The organism is Nonomuraea sp. NPDC048892, assembly GCF_040649735.1.
In the GTDB taxonomy this organism is placed as follows: Bacteria; Actinomycetota; Actinomycetes; order Streptosporangiales; family Streptosporangiaceae; genus Nonomuraea; species Nonomuraea maheshkhaliensis.
The window spans coordinates 295,972-312,635 of sequence record NZ_JBEZFZ010000003.1 but is presented as its reverse complement, the minus strand read 5'-3'; the positions used below and the strand labels follow the sequence as shown (position 1 = coordinate 312,635).

Sequence of the window (16,664 nt, the reverse complement as noted above, 5' to 3'; positions counted from 1 at the left end):
TCACACGCCGACACTTCTCATGTGCGCGAGGTTCACCCTGGTCTGCCGGTCAGATTTGGCAGATCATGCCCGTGTAGGCGCGTGCCGTCGGGCCTAATGTGCCCGCAAGCGGAGCGTGCCGCCGGCCCAACCGCCCAGTACAAGAGGGGCTCGCATGGTTGTGGGATGGACCAGACACGGTGACGGCAAACACCTCGCCCCGGGCGAGGTGGTCAAACCCGACGAAAGACTGAGCTGGCCCCGGATGGTGGGGTTCGGGGCGCAGCACGTGATCGCGATGTTCGGCGCGACGTTCGTGTTCCCCCTGGTGATGGGGCTGGACCCGAACGTCGCCGTGATGATGTCGGGCGTCGCGACGATCCTGTTCCTGCTGATCGTGAAGGGAAAGGTGCCCAGCTACCTGGGCACCAGCGCGTCCTTCGTGGGCGGCGTGTTCGCCATCAGGGCCGCCGCCGGCGGCGACACGGCGGGCGCGGACGCCGTCGTGACCGGCGCGATCCTGGTCGCCGGGTTCGTGCTGGCGCTGGCCGGGCTGGCCATCCACTTCCTCGGCGTGGACATCATCCACCGCGTCTTCCCGCCCGTGGTCACCGGCGCGGTGGTGATGCTGATCGGGTTCGGGCTGGCGTTCGTGGTGGCGGACGTCTACTGGCCGCAGGACCACTGGATGGCGCTCGTCACGATGGTCATCACGTTCGTGGTGATCGTGGCGTTCAAGGGGTTCATCGGCCGCGTTGGCGTGCTGATCGGGCTGGTCGCCGGGTTCGTCCTGTCGTGGCTGCTGGACATCACCGCGGGACCGGTCACGTCGGTGCTGCCGGGGGCCAACCTGCGTGACGCGGCGGGGGCGGCCTGCCCAGCGGAGGGCACGTACTGCGTGGCGACGGCCTTCCCGCACGACCGGGTCAGCTTCGACGCCGTGTCCTCCGCGCCCTGGTTCGGGCTGCCCAGCTTCCACGCGCCCGACTTCAAGACCTCGGCCGTGCTGCTGGTCCTTCCCGCCGTGATCGCGTTGATCGCGGAGAACATCGGGCATGTGAAGGCCGTGGGGGAGATGACCGGCACGGACCTGGACCCGTACGTGGGGCGGGCGGTGACGGCCGACGGCGTCGCGACCGTGCTGACCAGTGCCGTCGGCGGATCGCCGACGACCACGTACGCCGAGAACATCGGCGTGATGGCGGCCACCAAGGTCTACTCGACGGCCGCCTACTACATCGCCGGGATCATCGCGATCCTGTTCGGCCTCTGCCCGAAGTTCGGGGCGCTGGTCGCGGCCACGCCCGGCGGCGTGCTCGGCGGCGTGACCGTGATCCTTTACGGCATGATCGGCCTGCTCGGCGCGAAGATCTGGATCGAGAACAAGGTGGACTTCGCCGATCCTGTGAACATGGTTCCGACCGGAGCGGGCATCATCCTGGCCATCGGACCTGTGAGCCACTTCATCGGCGGAGACTTCACCCTTGAGGGCATCGCGCTCGGCACGATCGTGGTGCTGGGCGGATACCACCTGCTGCGCGCCATCGCCGGCCGCAGTCCCGAGCCCGCCAGGAGCGAGGCCGGGTGAAGCCGCCGCCCTTCGAGTACCACGCGCCCCGCGACCTCAGCGGGGCGCTGCGGACCCTCGCCGAGGTGGACGGCAAGGTGCTGGCCGGCGGCCAGAGCCTCATCCCGATGCTCAACATGCGGCTGGCGGCGCCCGCCCACCTCGTGGACATCAACCGCGTCCACGGGCTCGGCGCGACCGAGGTCACCCCGGAGGGGGTGAAGGTGGGCGCGCTGGCCAGGCACGCCGAGGTCGAGCGGGCCATGGCCCATCCGCTGCTCACCCGCGCGCTCAAGCTGGTCGCCCACCCCGTGATCCGCAACCGGGGCACGGTGGTGGGCAGCCTCGTGCACGCCGACCCGGCGGCCGAGCTGCCCGCCGTGCTGGCCGTGCTGCGCGGCAGCGTGCTCGCGGCCCGCTGGGAGACGGCGAACGGCGGGCCCGTGCTGCGGGAGGTGCCGGCGGAGGAGTTCTTCGTCGGCCCCATGGAGTCGGCGCTGCGCCCGGACGAGCTGGCCGTGTCGGCGTTCTTCCCGGCGCTGCCGGAGGGGAGCGGCGCCGCGTTCGAGGAGGTGAGCCGCAGGCACGGCGACTACGCGCTGGCGGGCGTGTGCGCGGTCGTCACGGTCGGGGCGGACGGCACGGCCCGCGCGCGGGCCGCCTGCGTCGGAGTCGGCGCCGGGCCCGTCGTGGTCGACCTGGGCGACGTGGGGCCCGTGGAGCGGGCCGACTGGAAGGCGGCGGCGGCCCTCGTACGCGAGGCGACCGATCCGGAAGAGGACATCCACGCCACGGCCGCCTATCGCGGTCACCTGGTGGGCGTGCTGGCCGAGCGGGCGCTGCGGAACGCGGCGCGGGAAGGGGCGGCGGCCCGTGGAGCATGAGATCACCCTCGTCGTGAACGGCACCCCCAGGCGGGTCCGCGTCCCCGCGCGCCGCCTGCTGTCCGACTGCCTGCGCCACGACCTCGGCCTGACCGGCACCCACGTGGGCTGCGAGCACGGAGTCTGCGGCTGCTGCACGGTGCTGCTCGAAGGCCGGCCGGTGCGTTCGTGCCTGACGTTCGCCGTGACCGTGGACGGGGCCGAGATCACCACCGTCGAGGGGCTGGCCGGGAGCGACGGCCGGCTCTCGGCGGTGCAGCGGGCCTTCGCCGAGTGCCACGGGCTGCAGTGCGGGTTCTGCACGCCGGGCTTCCTGTGCACGGTGACGGCCCTGCTGGCCGACAATCCGGTCCCGACGGACGACGAGGTGATCGAGGGCATCTCCGGCAACCTGTGCCGCTGCACCGGCTACCAGAACATCGTCAAGGCCGTCCACCGGGCCGCCGAGCTGCAGGCGGAGGAAGCATGACGACGAAGCTGTTCGGCGAGCCCGTCCAGCGGCGCGAGGATCCGCGGCTGCTCACCGGGCAGGGGCGCTACCTCGACGACCTGGGCCGGGAGGCGCTGGCGGCGGCGTTCGTGCGCTCGCCGCACGCCCACGCCCGCATCCGCGACATCGACGTCGGCCCCGCGCTCGACGTGGAGGGCCTCGTCGCCGTCTACACCTGGGAGGACCTGCCCGAACGGGTCGGCCGGGCGCTGCCGCTGCTCATCCCGCACCCGGCGCTCACCCACGGGCGCACCGCCTATCCGCTGGCCAAGGAGGTCGTCAGGCACGTCGGCGAGCCGGTGGTCATGGTGGTGGCCGCCGACCGGTACGCCGCCGAGGACGCCTGCGCGCTCATCGAGGTCGACTACGAGCTGCTCAAGCCGGTCGTCGGCCTGGAGGAGGCGGTTCACGGGGCCCAGCTCGTGCACGAGGACGTGCCGGGCAACGTCGGCGCGCACCTCGTCCAGGAGGTCGCGTTGCCCGGCGGGCACGGCGCCAGGGAGGCGATCGAAGCCGCGCCGCACACGCTGGACTTCCGGCTCGACATCGAGCGCAGCGCCAGCATGCCGCTGGAGGGCCGCGGCGTGTACGCCCGCTGGGACGGCCGCGACCTGCGCGTCTACTCCAGCACCCAGACCTCCACCAGCGTCCGCATGGCGGTGGCCGCCACGCTCGGCCTGCCGCTGCCCCACGTCGAGGTGATCGCGCCCGACGTGGGCGGCGGCTTCGGGGTCAAGATCGTGCACCCGTGGCCGGAGGAGGTGCTCGTCCCCTGGGCGGCGATGACGCTTGGGCGCGAGGTCAAGTGGGCCGAGGACCGGCGCGAGCACTTCATCTCCTCCGCGCACGAGCGGGCGCAGGTGCAGCACGTGCGGGTGGGGTTCGACGACGAAGGGCGCGTTCTGGGACTGGACGTCACGATCCTGCACGATCACGGCGCCTACACGCCGTACGGGATCATCGTGCCGATCGTCACCTCCACGCAGCTGCTGGGGCCGTACCGGGTGGGCGCCTACCGGGTCGAGTTCACCGCCGTCTACACCAACACCGTGCAGGTCACCCCCTACCGGGGGGCCGGGCGGCCGCAGGGCGTGTTCTGCATGGAACGCACGATGGACAAGATCGCCCATCATCTGGGCAAGGACCGCACCGCCGTCAGGGAGGCCAACTTCATCCGCCCCGAGGAGTTCCCGTACGACCAGGGGATGATCTTCCAGGACGGTCGGCCGCTCATCTACGACAGCGGCGACTACCCCGAGATGCTCCGCATGATCAAGGAGCTCATCGGCTGGGACTCCTTCGAACGGCGTCCCGGCAGGGGCATCGGGATCGGCTGCTACGTCGAGGGCACCGGCGTCGGCCCGTACGAGGGCGGGCACGTGCAGATCACCTCCGACGGCCGGGTGCACGTCTCCACCGGCCTCACCTCGCAGGGACAGGGCCACGAGACGGCCTTCGCCCAGATCGCGGCGACCGAGCTGGGCGTGCCCATCGAGCGCGTCAGCGTGGTCACCGGCGACACCCGCAGGTTCGGGTACGCGGTCGGCACGTTCGCCTCGCGCGCGGCCGTGGTCAGCGGCAACGCCATCGCCCTGGCCTGCCGTAAGGTGCGCGAGAAGGCGCTGCGCATCGCCGCCGACGCCCTGGAGGCCGACCCGGCCGACCTCGACATCGCCGACGGCCTCGTGCACGTGGCCGGCACGCCCTCCGCGTCCATCCCGCTGTCCACGGTCGCGGTGCTGGCCAACCCGCTGCGGTACGCCTTCGACGAGGAGACGGCCAAGGCCACCCAGTTCTCCGGCACGGCCTCACCCGACCGGCCGCCGGTGGCCGAGGGCGAGGAACCGGGGCTGGAGGGGCGCGACTACTACTCGCCGATCAGGTCCACGTTCGCGGCCGGCATGCACGCCGCGATCGTCGAGACCGACCCCGACACCGCCGAGATCAAGGTCGTGCGGTACGCGGTCGTGCACGACTGCGGCCGGCTGATCAACCCCATGATCGTCGAGGGGCAGATCCACGGCGGCGTCGCCCAGGGCATCGGCGGCGCCCTCTACGAGCGCATGGTCTACGACCAGCACGGCCAGCTCGTCAACGCCTCCTTCATGGACTTCCTGATGCCGTACGCCACCGAGGTCCCGCGCGTCGAGACCGACCACCTGGAGACGCCGTCGCCGCTCAACCCGCTCGGCATCAAGGGCGCGGGCGAGGCCGGCGTGATCCCCGTCTCGGCCGTCATCGCCTCGGCGATCGAGGACGCCGAGGGCTTCGCGATCGACCGCATGCCGATCTCGCCGTCCGAGCTGTTCGAGGCGAGGCGGCGCCACGGCCGGTGAGCCTGCGCCGACGAGATGTGCCGACGAGATGAGCGGCATGCGCTCATCGGGGTGGGATGATCGGCGGCATGCGTGCCCCCGACTCCGGTCTGACCGTCTTTCCCGACGTGCCCGATGACGTCCGCCTGATCGACCTGGCCTGGAACGAGATCGCCGAGGTGCCGGAACGGGTGGCCGGGCTCGCCGCGCTGGAGGAGCTGCGCCTCGACGGCAACGGCCTGCGCACGCTGCCCGACCTGTCCGGGCTGACCACGCTGCGCGCGCTCCACCTCGACGGCAACGCGCTGACGTCCTTCCCCGCCTGCCCGCCGCGCCTGGAGAGCCTCTTCCTGTACGGCAACCGCCTCGCCGAGCTCCCCGACAGGCTGCCCGCGACGCTCAGGCACCTGGCCGCGGGCGCGAACGGCCTCACCACGCTCCCGGACACGCTCTGGAAGCTGACCGGCCTCGAATCGCTCAACGTGGCCCAGAACGCGCTCACCGAGCTTCCCGCGGGCATCGGCGCCCTGTCCCGGCTGCGCATGCTCGACCTCGGCCACAACCGGCTCACCGAGATCCCGGCCGAGCTCGGCGACCTGCCGCTGACCGACTACCTCTACCTCAGCGACAACCTGTTCACCGAGGTGCCGGAGTCGATCGGGCGGCTCGACCGGCTGGCCTACCTCAACCTGACCGACAACCGGCTCACCCGCCTGCCCGCCTCGCTCGGCTCCATGGCGTCGCTGGTGGAGCTGCGGCTCTACGGCAACCGGCTGGAGTCCCTGCCGGACACGATCGGCGATCTGCCCCGGCTGCGCGAGCTGCATCTCCAGGGCAACCGGCTGCGGGAGCTGCCCGGGCGGCTGCCGGAAGGTCTGAAGGTGCTCGACCTCCGCGACAACCGGCTCGGCCGGCTGCCGGAGTCGCTGCCCGCCGGGCTGAAGCAGCTCGACCTGCGTAACAACCGGCTGCGCGAGCTTCCGGACACTCTGCCTGACCTGGAGAAACTCGATCTGCGGTGGAACAAGCTGGACGGCGAGCCGCAGGTGCTGGCCCGGCTCGAAGCGCGCGGGTGCGTCGTGCTGAGGTGAGTCTGGAGTGCCCGGCGGCGTACCCGTGGCGAACCGATGGCGAACCGGTGTCGTCCGGTGGTGAACCGCGCCGGGCGGGCCTGCGTACCCTCGCACATGACGACATTTCCACGTCTGGCCGCTTTCGCGCTGCTGGCCGGACTGGTCGCCGGCTGTTCCTCAGGGGGCGGCTGGAGCGACTACGTCGCAGCAGGCAAGAACCAGCCCCCCAACCCCGCTCCGCTCACGATCGAGCAGATCTCCGAGAAGGTCGGCTGCAAGCCCAAGATGCAGGTCGACGCCGACGAGGTCCGTACGGCGTACTGCAAGACCCAGGACGGTGAGTTCTTCGTCAACACGTTCAAGACGGAGAAGCTCAAGGACGAGTGGATGGACCGGGCTCCCGAGTACAACCCCCATCTGGTCGGACCCAAGTGGACCGTGCTGGGGCCGTTGCAGGTGCTTGAGACGATCAAGGGCCCGCTCAACGGCGACCTGCACCTGACCGACCACCGGGTCTCCAAGACGCCTGCGCCGAAGTAGCCGGGCCCGGATAACCGGCCGAATATCCGGACGGTATGAGTCTGAACCGAGGTAGGAAGGGCCGCGTACCCCCGCTCATGACGACAATTCCCCGCCTGACCGCTGTCGCGCTGCTGGCGGCGCTGGTCGCCGGCTGCTCCTCAGGGAGCGGCGGCTACGTCGCGTCCGCCGGCAAGCTGGCCGTCGCCGCGCCGCTCACGGTCGAGCAGATCTCCGCCAAGGTCGGCTGCACGCCTCGCATGCAGGTCGACGCCGCCGAGATCCGTACGGGTTTCTGCCGGACACCGGACGGCGAGTTCTTCGTCACGACGTTCGCCAGCCAGTCAGGCAAGGACGCCTGGATGGACGCAGCTCCCGAGTACAACCCGCACCTGGTGGGCAACCTCTGGACGGTCCTGTCCAGCCGCAAGGTGCTCGACCTGCTCAAGGAACGGCTCGGCGGCGACCTGCACCTCACCGACCACCGGACGAAGCAGATGAAGGTCGTCGGCTGACGCACGCTTCCAGCCACCGGACCGTGAATCCGGTGGCCGGCGCGTTTCCGTACCGCACCCGACTCTCTCTCAGGGGCGCGGTGCGGCCGTGGAGGCTCTGACGACCAGCTCGTGCCGGGTACGGCGGCGGCGCGGCCGGGTGGCGGGCGGCTTGAGCACCAGCTCCAGGGCCTGCCTGCCCATGCCGACCATGGGCAGCCTGACCGTGGTCAGCGCCGGGTAGACGTCCCTGGCCACCGGCACGTCGTCGAACCCGGCCACCGAGATCTCCTCCGGCACCCGCCGCCCGTGGTTGAGCAGCCACGACAGCGCACCCACCGCCATCGGGTCGTTGAGCGCGACCACCGCCGTCAGCTCAGGGTGGGCGCGCACCAGCCGGGCCGTGGCCGCCGCGCCGCCTTCGCGGGTGAAGTCCCCGTGCACGACCGGCACCGACGCCCAGTCGAGCCCTGCCGCCCCGTACGCGGTGCGCAGCCCGGCCAGCCGGTCCTCGACCGTGGTCAGGTTGGCCGGGCCGCCGAGCACGCCGAGCCGGCGGTGGCCCAGGTCGAGCAGGTGACGCATGAGGGTCGCGCCGCCGGCGGCGTTGTCGGGCAGCACCGCGTCCACCGGCAGGTGGTGCCGGCCGATCACCGCGACCCGCCCGCCCGCCGCGGTGAACGAGCGCAGCTCGGCCGCGATGTCGGTCTCGGTGCGCGCGTCCACGTAGCCCGAGCCGGCCAGCACGATCGAGGTCACCCGGTGCGCCCGCAGCGCGCGGATCCTGGCCAGCTCGGCGCGCGGGTCGCGCTCGGTCTGGCTGATCAGCGCCAGGTAGCCGCGGCTGTCCGTCTCGCGCAGCACGCCCCGCGCGATCTCGCCGAAGTACGGGTCGCCCACGTCGTGCACGACCAGCCCGACCATGGACGCCTGCCCGCCGGCCAGCGCCCGCGCGTGGCTGTTGGGCACGTACCCCACCTGGGCGGCGATGGCCTGCACGTGCGCGGCGACCCGGGGGCTCACCCCGGCGCTGCCGGTCATCGCCCGCGAGGCGGTGGCCAGCGACACCCCGGCCGCCCTGGCCACGTCGATCAGGCGCGGCGGACCGGGCAGATCGCCGGGAAGCGCGCCAGGCGGGGCGGCCGTGCGAGGGCCAACAAGGGCGTCGGGTGGGGAAGGCCGCGGGGAAGGGCGTTCTGCCATGCGGTGCGTACCCCCTTGTATGGGGCGAGATCCCGTGTAATCGTAACCGAAAGCGCTTACGAAAGCGCTTTCGCTCGCCTCTTCTGACGGGGGTCTCCTCGATGGCAAGAGTAAGCAAGGGCCTGGCGATCATCTCCCTCTGCGCGCTGGCGCTCACCGCTTGCGCGAAGACCGACGAACCCGGCGCGGCGCAGTCGCCGGGACAGCAGAAGGGATCGGTGCGGATCGGCGTCTCCCTCCCGCTCACCGGCGACTTCTCCGAGCCGGGCAAGGGCATCCAGGAGGGCTACCAGGTCTGGGCCGACCGGGTGAACACCAAGGGCGGCCTGCTCGGCAGGAAGGTCGAGCTGATCTTCCGCGACGACGCCTCCGACCCCAACCGGGTCAGCTCCGACTACGAGTCGCTCATCACCCAGGACAAGGTGGACCTGGTCTTCGGGCCGTTCTCCTCGCGCCTGGTCATCCCGGCGGCGAAGGTCGCCGAGTCGTACGGCATGCTGTTCGTGGAGCCCGCCGGCGCCGCCGCCGAGGTGTTCGAGCAGGGCTTCAAGCGGCTCTTCTACGCCGCCCCCGCCATCGCGAGCGACCACTACAACTATCTGGCCGACTACCTCACCAAGCTGCCCGCCGACCAGCGGCCGAAGACGGCGGCGTACGCGAGCCTGGACGACCCGTTCGCCCAGGGCACCGCGTACGGGCTGCGCGACAAGCTGGCCGCGGCCGGGATCAAGACGGTCGTGGACGAGGTGTACCCGCCGGAGACCACCGACTTCGCCCCCATCGCCGCGAAGATCGCCGCGGCCAAGCCCGACCTGGTCGTGGGCGGCACGCAGTTCGAGGACTCGGTCGGCCTGGTGCGGGCGCTGCAGGAGCTCAAGGTGCAGCCGAAGCTGGCCGCGTTCTCGACGGGGCCGACGCTGGCGGAGTTCCCCGCCGCGGTGAAGGGGGCGGCCGAGCACGTCATCTCGCCCGTCGGCTGGTCGGCCACCGCCACGTTCACCGGCAACCAGGACCTGGTCAAGCGCTACAAGGAGATGTTCGGCGGCGACGCCAACGAGGACGCGGCCAACGGCTACACCGTCGGCCAGATCGTCGAGGCGGCCGTGAACGCGGCCAAGTGCGCGGACCCGTCCAAGGAGTGCCAGGACAAGCTGACCGCGCACATCGGGCAGGCCACGTTCGACACCGTCGTGGGGCCGCTGTCGTTCGACGACAAGGGCCGGCCCGAGCAGGCGCACATGATCCAGCAGTACGTGAACGGCAAGGTCGAGATCGTGCTGCCCGAGCAGGCGAAGACCGCCGGCATCGTCTATCCGAAGAAGCCGTGGTGAGCCTGCTCGCACAGGGCCTGGCCCTGGGCGTGCTGACCGGCGGGCTCTACGCGCTGCTGGCCTCCGGCCTGTCGCTGTACTTCGGCGTGATGCGGGTGGTCATGGTGGCGCACCCGGCGTTCCTGTTCCTGGGTGCCTACCTGACCTACACCGCGCACACCGTGTTCGGCGTGGATCCGTTCCTGGCGCTGCCGGTGACCGTCCCGCTCTTCTTCGTGCTGGGCGTGGCGGTGCAGCGGCTGCTCATCGCCCGCCTGACGCCGGAGAACGTGGCGATGATGTCGGTGCTGCTGACCTTCGGGCTCGCGCTGACCATCGAAGGGCTGCTCGGCACGTTCTACACGGGCTCCTACAAGTCGGTCAGCATGGACTACGCCACCCGCTCGCTCACCGTGGCCGGCGTGCACCTCCCGTACGACAAGATCATCGCCTTTGGCGTGGCCGGGCTCACCCTGGCCGTGCTGTTCGCGGTGCTGGTCAGGAGCAAATTCGGGCAGGCGCTGCGGGCCACGATCCAGCACCGCGAGGCGGCCAGGCTGGTCGGGATCCAGACCGAGCGCGTGGCCGGCTACGGCTTCGGCGTGGGCCTGGCCACGGCCGCCGTGGGCGGCACGGTGCTGGCGCTGATCACGCCGTTCTTCCCCGCCTCCCACTGGGTCTGGATCGGCAAGCTCATGGCCGTCATCGTGGTCGGCGGCCTGGGCAGCGTGACCGGCGCCGCGCTCGCGGCCGTGCTGCTCGGCGTGGTCGAGGGTGTCGTGCTGGTGACCGTGGACGCCACCTGGGCCACCATGATGTTCTACGTCTTCCTCTTCCTGGCCCTGCTCGTCCGCCCCCAGGGGTTCTTCGGAGGCCGGCTTGCGCACCGTTTCTAGAAGAGGTCTGCCCCTGCTGGCCCCCCTGATGATCACTGTGTTGGCGATCGCCTATCCGTGGCTGGTGCCCAACTACTACCTGGTGTACGCGGGCGCGCTGACCGTCATGTACGCCGCCATGGCCACCTCCTGGAACCTGCTCGGCGGCTTCACCGGCTACGTCTCGCTCGGCCACTCGGCCTTCTTCGGGCTGGGCGCGTACGGCACCGGGCTGCTGGTCGTGCGCCTGGACGTGCCCTGGCTCGTCGCCCTGCCGGTCTCGGCGCTGCTGGTCACGGTGTTCGCCGTCGGCGTCGGGATCGCGGCGGTACGCGTGCGCGGCGCCTCGTTCGTGATCGTCTCCATCGCGCTCGTGTCGATGATGAACCTCGTCGTGCAGGGCTGGCGCTCGCTGACCGGCGGCTCCACCGGCCTCCAGGTGCCCTCGCCCTTCCCCGACCTGCACAGGGGCCAGACGCACCTGGTCTTCTTCTACCTGTTCCTGGCGCTGCTCGGGGTCGCGCTGCTGGCCTGGTGGCAGATCTCCCGTTCCCGCTTCGGCGCGGGGCTGCGGGCCATAAGGGAGGACGAGGACAAGGCCGAGTCGCTGGGGGTGCCGACGGGGGCGTACAAGGTGGCGGCCTTCGCCCTGTCCGCCCTGTTCGTGGCGCTGGCCGGCGGCCTGTACGCGCTCTGGTTCGGCAGCCTCGACCCGATCTTCGTCTTCTCCATCCTGATCGGCTCGTACATGGTGCTCATGAGCCTGCTCGGCGGCGTCAGGCACCTGCTCGGGCCGCTGCTCGGCGCGCTCATCGTGGCCCCGGCGGGGGAGTACTTCCTGATCGCGCTGGGCGAGACGCAGATCCACCTGACCGCGACGGGGCTGGTGCTCGTGCTGGTGGTGCTGTTCATGCCGGAGGGCATCCTGGCCAGGTTCACCCGGCGGCGGGCGGGTCCGTCCATCCCCGACGAGAGCGCGGACCAGCGGCTGCATGGGGTCTCGTCATGAGCTCGCTGCGGACGGAGGGGCTGACGAAGTCGTTCGGCGGCGTGCTGGCCGTGAACGGCGTCACCGTCGAGCTGCGCGACGGCGCGATCAACGGCCTGATCGGGCCGAACGGCTCGGGCAAGACGACGTTCTTCAACATCGTGACCGGCCTGATCAGGCCGGACTCCGGGCGGGTGCTCTACCGCGACAGGGAGATCACCCGGCACTCGCCGCACCGGATCGCCCACGCGGGCATCGGCCGCACCTTCCAGCTCTGCCGCGTCTTCCCGCGCCTGACCGTGCTGGAGAACATGCTGGTCGCGGTCCGTCGCACCCGGCTGCGCGAGCTGATGGCGGGGCTGCGCGACGCGGGCGAGATGGAACGGGCCCGCCACTGGCTGCGCCGCATGGGCATCGAGCACCTGGAGGAGGCCGAGGCCCGCGACCTGTCCTACGGCCAGCAGAAACTGCTCGAACTGGCCGCCGTGCTCATGGCCGAGCCGGACCTGGTGCTGCTCGACGAGCCCGCGGGCGGGGTCAACCCGGCGCTGATCGACCGGATCACCGGCCTCGTCCGCGACCTCAACGCCGAGGGCCGCACGTTCCTGGTCGTGGAGCACAACATGGACATGGTGATGGGCATGTGCGACCACGTGATCGTCTTCGACCGCGGCGCGCCCATCGCCGAGGGGCCGCCCGCCGAGGTGCGGGAGGACCCGCGGGTGCTGGAGGCGTATCTCGGTGTCTGAAACGGTGTCTGAAACGGTGTCTGAAACGGTGTCTGAGCCCGTGCTGGCCTTGGATGACGTGGTGGCCGGGTACGGCAGGGGCGCGCCCGTGCTGCGCGGGCTGAACGTGACCGTCCGCGCCGGTGAGGTCGTCTGCCTCGTCGGCCCCAACGGCGCGGGCAAGTCCACCGCGCTCAAGGTGGCCAGCGGCCTGCTCGCGCCCAGGTCGGGCCGGGTGCTGCTGGCCGGCAGGGACGTGACGGGCCTGTCGCCGCAGCGGCTGCTCGGGCTGGGCCTGGCCCACGTGCTGCAGGGGCACAGCGTGTTCCGCGAGATGACCGTGGCCGAGAACGTGCGGCTCGGCGGGTTCACCGTCCGCGACCAGGCTCGGCTGAAAGAGCGGATCGAGGTGGTCAAGGACCTGTTCCCCGTGGTGCGCGAACGGTGGGGCGGCATGGCGGGGCTGCTGTCCGGTGGGCAGCAGAAGCAGGTCGAGTTCGCCCGCGCGCTGATGCTGGAGCCGTCCGTGGTGCTGCTCGACGAGCCGTCGATGGGCCTCGACCTGCGCAACACGCAGGTGGTCTTCGACCAGATCGACCTCATGCGCAGGACCGGCGTGGCGGTCCTGCTGGTGGAGCAGAACGCGCGCAGGGCGCTGGAGATGGCCGATCTCGGCTGCGTGCTGGACCTCGGCCGGGTGCACATCACCGGCCCGGCCCGCGACCTGGCCGCCGACCCCCGGCTGGGCCGCCTCTACCTGGGAGGCGCCCCCGCCGGTTGAGCGTCCGCCGTGGGTCAGGCGGGCACCTTGATCCGCTTCCTGAACACCCAGTACGTCCACCCCTGGTAGACCATGATGAACGGCAGCGTGATCAGCCCGATCCAGGTCAGCATGGTCAGCGTGTAGTCGCCGGAGGCCGCCTCGGCCAGGGTAAGCCCCGGCAGCGGCCGTACCCGCAGCTCCATGAAGACCGCCAGCGTGGTCAGCACGATCGCGCCCGCCGTGGCCGTGAACGCCCAGCCCTCCCTGCGCCGCCAGATCAGCGCCGTGGCCGCGGCCAGCGCCGCCATCGCGGCCAGGGCCGGAGCCGTGCCCAGGCCCGACAGGGCGAAGACGGCCACCGGGATCGTCACGGCGCCGGCGGCCATGGCGACGGTCCGCGCGCGGCGGCGCACCGGGCCCGTGGTCCGCAGCGCCAGGAAGACCGCGCCGTGCAGTGCGCACACCGCCAGCGTGAACGCGCCGCCGAGCAGGGCGGGGGCGACGCCGCCGAACAGCAGCGAGGCGAAGATCGCACCCCACAGGAACGCCGGGAGCGCGCTGCCCACCACGATGCCGAGGTCGCACCAGACCGGGTGCGTCACCTTGCCGCGCCACTCCAGCCCGACGCCGCGCACGATCAGCCCGGCCAGGACCAGCGTCACGGGCAGGTAGAAGGAGCTGAACAGACCCGCGTACCAGACGGGGAAGGCGGCGAACATGGCGCCGACCGCGGTGATCAGCCACACCTCGTTGCCGTCCCACACCGGGCCGATGGTCGCCAGGCCGGCGCGCTGCTCCTCGCCGTTCCTGCTCACCAGCGGCGCCACCATGCCGACGCCGAAGTCGAAGCCCTCAAGGACGAAGTAGCCGGTCCAGAGGAAGGCGATGACGGCGAACCACAACTCGATCATTGTCTGCTCCTCAGTACATCAGGGACGGCTCGCGCCGCTCGGCCGTGGGCAGCGGCGCCCGTTCCGCAACGCCCGTGCGGACGTGCCTGGTCAGCAGCACGGTCTCGGCCACCGCAAGCGCGCTGTAGAGAAGGGTGAAGAGGGTCAGCGAGGTGGCCACCTCGGCCAGGGAGACGCCCGGCGACACGCTGGAGGCCGTCAGCAGCTCGCCGGCGACCGTCCACGGCTGGCGGCCGATCTCGCTGAGCAGCCAGCCGGCGGTCACTGCGACCAGCGGCAGCGGCAGCGACGCCAGCAGCGCCCGCGAGAGCCACGCGGGGAAGGGACGCCGGCGGCGGGTCAGCCACAGCCCGAGCACCGACAGGCCCACCGTGGACAGCCCGAACACGATCATCACCCGGAACGACCAGAACACGATCGTCTGGTCCGGCCGGTAGTCGCCGGGGCCGAACTGCCGCTCGAAGCGCCGCTGCAGGTCCTCGATGCCCTGGACGGTGGCGCCCGGGTCGTTCGTGGCCAGGAAGCTGAGCACGGCGGGGATCTCGATGCCGGGGGCGAGGCTGAACGGCGCTGCGGCGGTGTCGCGTTCGAGGCCCTCGGCCGAGGCCAGCTTCATCGGTTGCTGCTCGTACATGAGCTTGGCGGAGGTGTCGCCGGTGGCCGCGACGAGCACTCCCGCGACGGCCGTCATCACCAGCGCCGCGCGGGCCGCGCCGCGCCACATCTCGCCCCCGCCGGTACGCCGCGTCCGCAACATCCAGTAACCGCACACCGCCAGCACGAACCCGCCCGCCACGATGAACGCCGCCCCGATCACGTGCGGGACCTGGGCCAGCGCCGTGGAGTTGGTCAGCACCGCCCACAGGTCGGTCATCCTGGCCCTGCCGTCCACGACCTCGTAGCCCACCGGGTGCTTCATCCAGGCGTTGGCCGCGAGGATGAAGTAGGCCGAGATGTTGGAGCCGATGGCCGCCGCCCAGATGCAGGCCAGGTGCGCCCGCTTCGGCAGCCGGTCCCAGCCGAAGATCCACAGGCCCAGGAACGTCGACTCCATGAAGAACGCCAGCAGCGCCTCCATGGCCAGCGGCGCCCCGAAGACGTCGCCCACGAAGACGGAGTACTCGCTCCAGTTCATCCCGAACTGGAACTCCTGCACGATGCCGGTCACCACGCCCATGGCGAAGTTGATCAGGAACAGCTTTCCGAAGAACTTCGTCAGCGTCAGGTACTGCTCCTTGCCCGTGCGGTGCCAGGCCGTCTGCAGGCCGGCCACGAAGATCCCGAGACCGATGGTCAAGGGCACGAACAGAAAGTGGTAGACGGTGGTCACCCCGAACTGCCACCGCGCAAGGTCTAGTGCGTCCATACTCCCCGCCGACTCCCTGAGCTCTACAAGCTGTAGTACATCTACCCCCAGTAGTACTACAAGCTGTAGAGCAATGGGATGCGTTCTTGGTCACATCCCTTTTTGCTGGATTTCTGATCGCTGTCGAGGATCGCGCGTGCGGGCCCTCCTGCGCGTCCCCCGCCGGGCTGACAAGCGGGTACGCCGTGCGGCGGACCTCAGCGAATCCGGGCGGCGGCCAGGTACGCCTGAAGGTTCCCCAGCTCGTAGCCGCGCCGCCGGATCTTGCCGACCAGGACGCGGAAGTCCCTGGCGAGGTTCGGGCGGAAGTGCATCAGCAGGATGTCGCCGGGGCGCAGCCGCTTGTCGGGCACCTGGTAGGCGATCTTGCCGCCCGGCTGCACGGTCGCGGTCCACAGCAGCACGGCCGTCACGCCGCAGCTCCTGGCGGCCATGAGCGTGTCGGTGTTGTAGGCGCCGAACGGCGGACGGAACAGCGTGGGCCGCGTGCCGACCTGCTTGCCGATGAGCTTGGCGGCGCCGCAGATCTCCCTCCGCTGGGCGTCGCGGCCGAGGAGGCGGAGGTCGGGATGGGTGAGGGTGTGGTTCTCGACGGGGACCCCCGCGTCCCGCAGTTGCCGGAAATATCCCCACTTGCCGGCGCCGACGTAACGGGCCCGGCCGCCCGCCTCGTCCGGGGTGCCCTTGGCCTCGACCGCGTCGCGCATGGCGAAGGCGGTGACCGGGATGCGCTGGTCGCGGATCTGCGCGGCGAAGCCGGGGTCCTGCTCCCAGCCGTCGTCGATGGTCAGGAAGACGACCTTGCGCTTGGTGGGGAGGGAGCTGATCACGGGCGGGAGGTCGCCGTCGTGCTCGATCGGGCGCACCTCACCCGCCCGGGGCTTCACACCGGGCGGGCCGGCCGGCGGCTCGCCGGTCGGCTGTCCGGAAGAGGGTGCTGTGGAGGGTGCCTTCGCGGGAGTCGTCGGGGTCGCCGATCCGGATGCGCCGGTGCCGGTCCCCGCCGGCGCGCAGGCCGCCAGGATCACGAGACACGCCCCGCCGACCGCCCGTCCGGCGGCCGCGCCGATCGGCCCGCCGATCACCCCGTACGTCCTCCGCCCCCTGCGCATGGGGCACCATCTTGCCAGTCCTGATCATGGCGCCGGGCCCGCGTCTGGCAGGTGTTGCCCTTATCGGGCCGTCCCCGTCTGCCTAAA

At 71.2% G+C, this 16,664-nt stretch carries 16 protein-coding genes; 12 read left to right on the top strand and 4 right to left on the bottom strand.

The features are described from left to right. Positions 1-154 precede the first annotated feature (154 nt). From AB0C28_RS11140 to AB0C28_RS11110, 7 genes are all read left to right on the top strand, one after another. Complete coding sequence (locus tag AB0C28_RS11140) at positions 155-1,567, top strand: solute carrier family 23 protein (RefSeq protein ID WP_357844498.1); 1,413 nt, start codon at positions 155-157, stop codon at positions 1,565-1,567. After that, positions 1,564-2,430, top strand: a complete 867-nt coding sequence (locus AB0C28_RS11135; protein ID WP_358073743.1) for an FAD binding domain-containing protein — start codon at positions 1,564-1,566, stop codon at positions 2,428-2,430. The genes AB0C28_RS11140 and AB0C28_RS11135 overlap by 4 nt, the downstream gene beginning before the upstream one ends. After that, positions 2,420-2,899 (top strand): (2Fe-2S)-binding protein, encoded by a 480-nt coding sequence (locus AB0C28_RS11130; protein WP_357844504.1) that lies wholly within the window; start codon positions 2,420-2,422, stop codon positions 2,897-2,899. Before AB0C28_RS11135 ends, AB0C28_RS11130 begins: the two co-directional genes overlap by 11 nt. Beyond that, a complete protein-coding gene (gene cutA / locus AB0C28_RS11125) occupies positions 2,896-5,256 on the top strand; it encodes an aerobic carbon-monoxide dehydrogenase large subunit (protein WP_358073741.1) in 2,361 nt (786 codons plus the stop codon). The genes AB0C28_RS11130 and cutA overlap by 4 nt, the downstream gene beginning before the upstream one ends. Positions 5,257-5,324: 68 nt before the next feature. Continuing rightward, the gene (locus tag AB0C28_RS11120; RefSeq protein ID WP_357844510.1) at positions 5,325-6,326 is read left to right on the top strand and encodes a hypothetical protein; all 1,002 of its coding nucleotides are present in this window, start codon (positions 5,325-5,327) and stop codon (positions 6,324-6,326) included. A 96-nt stretch (positions 6,327-6,422) separates the two neighbouring features. Beyond that, positions 6,423-6,848: a hypothetical protein gene (locus AB0C28_RS11115; protein ID WP_357844513.1), complete on the top strand. Its 426-nt coding sequence runs from the start codon at positions 6,423-6,425 to the stop codon at positions 6,846-6,848. A 77-nt stretch (positions 6,849-6,925) separates the two neighbouring features. After that, positions 6,926-7,342 carry a hypothetical protein gene (locus tag AB0C28_RS11110; RefSeq protein WP_357844516.1) on the top strand — a complete coding sequence of 139 codons (417 nt, stop codon included), beginning with the start codon at positions 6,926-6,928 and terminating at the stop codon, positions 7,340-7,342. A 69-nt stretch (positions 7,343-7,411) separates the two neighbouring features. On the opposite strand, the gene AB0C28_RS11105 is transcribed toward AB0C28_RS11110, so the two are convergent. Next, positions 7,412-8,524, bottom strand: a complete 1,113-nt coding sequence (locus AB0C28_RS11105) for a LacI family DNA-binding transcriptional regulator (RefSeq protein WP_357844519.1) — start codon at positions 8,522-8,524, stop codon at positions 7,412-7,414. A 101-nt stretch (positions 8,525-8,625) separates the two neighbouring features. Between AB0C28_RS11105 and AB0C28_RS11100 the strand changes: the two genes are divergently transcribed. From AB0C28_RS11100 to AB0C28_RS11080, 5 genes are read left to right on the top strand one after another with little or no spacing between them, the layout of a single operon-like run. Next, positions 8,626-9,855 (top strand): amino acid ABC transporter substrate-binding protein, encoded by a 1,230-nt coding sequence (locus AB0C28_RS11100; protein ID WP_358073739.1) that lies wholly within the window; start codon positions 8,626-8,628, stop codon positions 9,853-9,855. Beyond that, positions 9,852-10,730: a branched-chain amino acid ABC transporter permease gene (locus AB0C28_RS11095; protein WP_358073737.1), complete on the top strand. Its 879-nt coding sequence runs from the start codon at positions 9,852-9,854 to the stop codon at positions 10,728-10,730. The genes AB0C28_RS11100 and AB0C28_RS11095 overlap by 4 nt, the downstream gene beginning before the upstream one ends. 28 nt (positions 10,731-10,758) lie before the next feature. After that, positions 10,759-11,718 (top strand): branched-chain amino acid ABC transporter permease, encoded by a 960-nt coding sequence (locus AB0C28_RS11090; protein WP_357844529.1) that lies wholly within the window; start codon positions 10,759-10,761, stop codon positions 11,716-11,718. Next, on the top strand, positions 11,715-12,446 hold the full coding sequence (locus AB0C28_RS11085; protein WP_357844532.1) for an ABC transporter ATP-binding protein: 732 nt from the start codon (positions 11,715-11,717) through the stop codon (positions 12,444-12,446). The genes AB0C28_RS11090 and AB0C28_RS11085 overlap by 4 nt, the downstream gene beginning before the upstream one ends. A gap of 28 nt (positions 12,447-12,474) precedes the next feature. After that, entirely contained in the window at positions 12,475-13,206 is a 732-nt protein-coding gene (locus tag AB0C28_RS11080) for an ABC transporter ATP-binding protein (protein WP_358073735.1), read from the top strand. Between the two features lie 14 nt (positions 13,207-13,220). Here AB0C28_RS11080 and cydB read toward each other — a convergent pair whose 3' ends face one another. The 3 genes from cydB to AB0C28_RS11065 all read right to left on the bottom strand — a co-directional run bounded on the left by cydB (position 13,221) and on the right by AB0C28_RS11065 (position 16,577). After that, positions 13,221-14,099, bottom strand: a complete 879-nt coding sequence (gene cydB, locus AB0C28_RS11075; protein ID WP_357844539.1) for a cytochrome d ubiquinol oxidase subunit II — start codon at positions 14,097-14,099, stop codon at positions 13,221-13,223. A gap of 10 nt (positions 14,100-14,109) precedes the next feature. Beyond that, positions 14,110-15,465, bottom strand: coding sequence for a cytochrome ubiquinol oxidase subunit I (locus AB0C28_RS11070; RefSeq protein WP_358073733.1), 1,356 nt, complete (start codon positions 15,463-15,465; stop codon positions 14,110-14,112). Between the two features lie 197 nt (positions 15,466-15,662). Next, positions 15,663-16,577 carry a polysaccharide deacetylase family protein gene (locus AB0C28_RS11065; protein ID WP_358073731.1) on the bottom strand — a complete coding sequence of 305 codons (915 nt, stop codon included), beginning with the start codon at positions 16,575-16,577 and terminating at the stop codon, positions 15,663-15,665. Positions 16,578-16,664 lie beyond the last annotated feature (87 nt).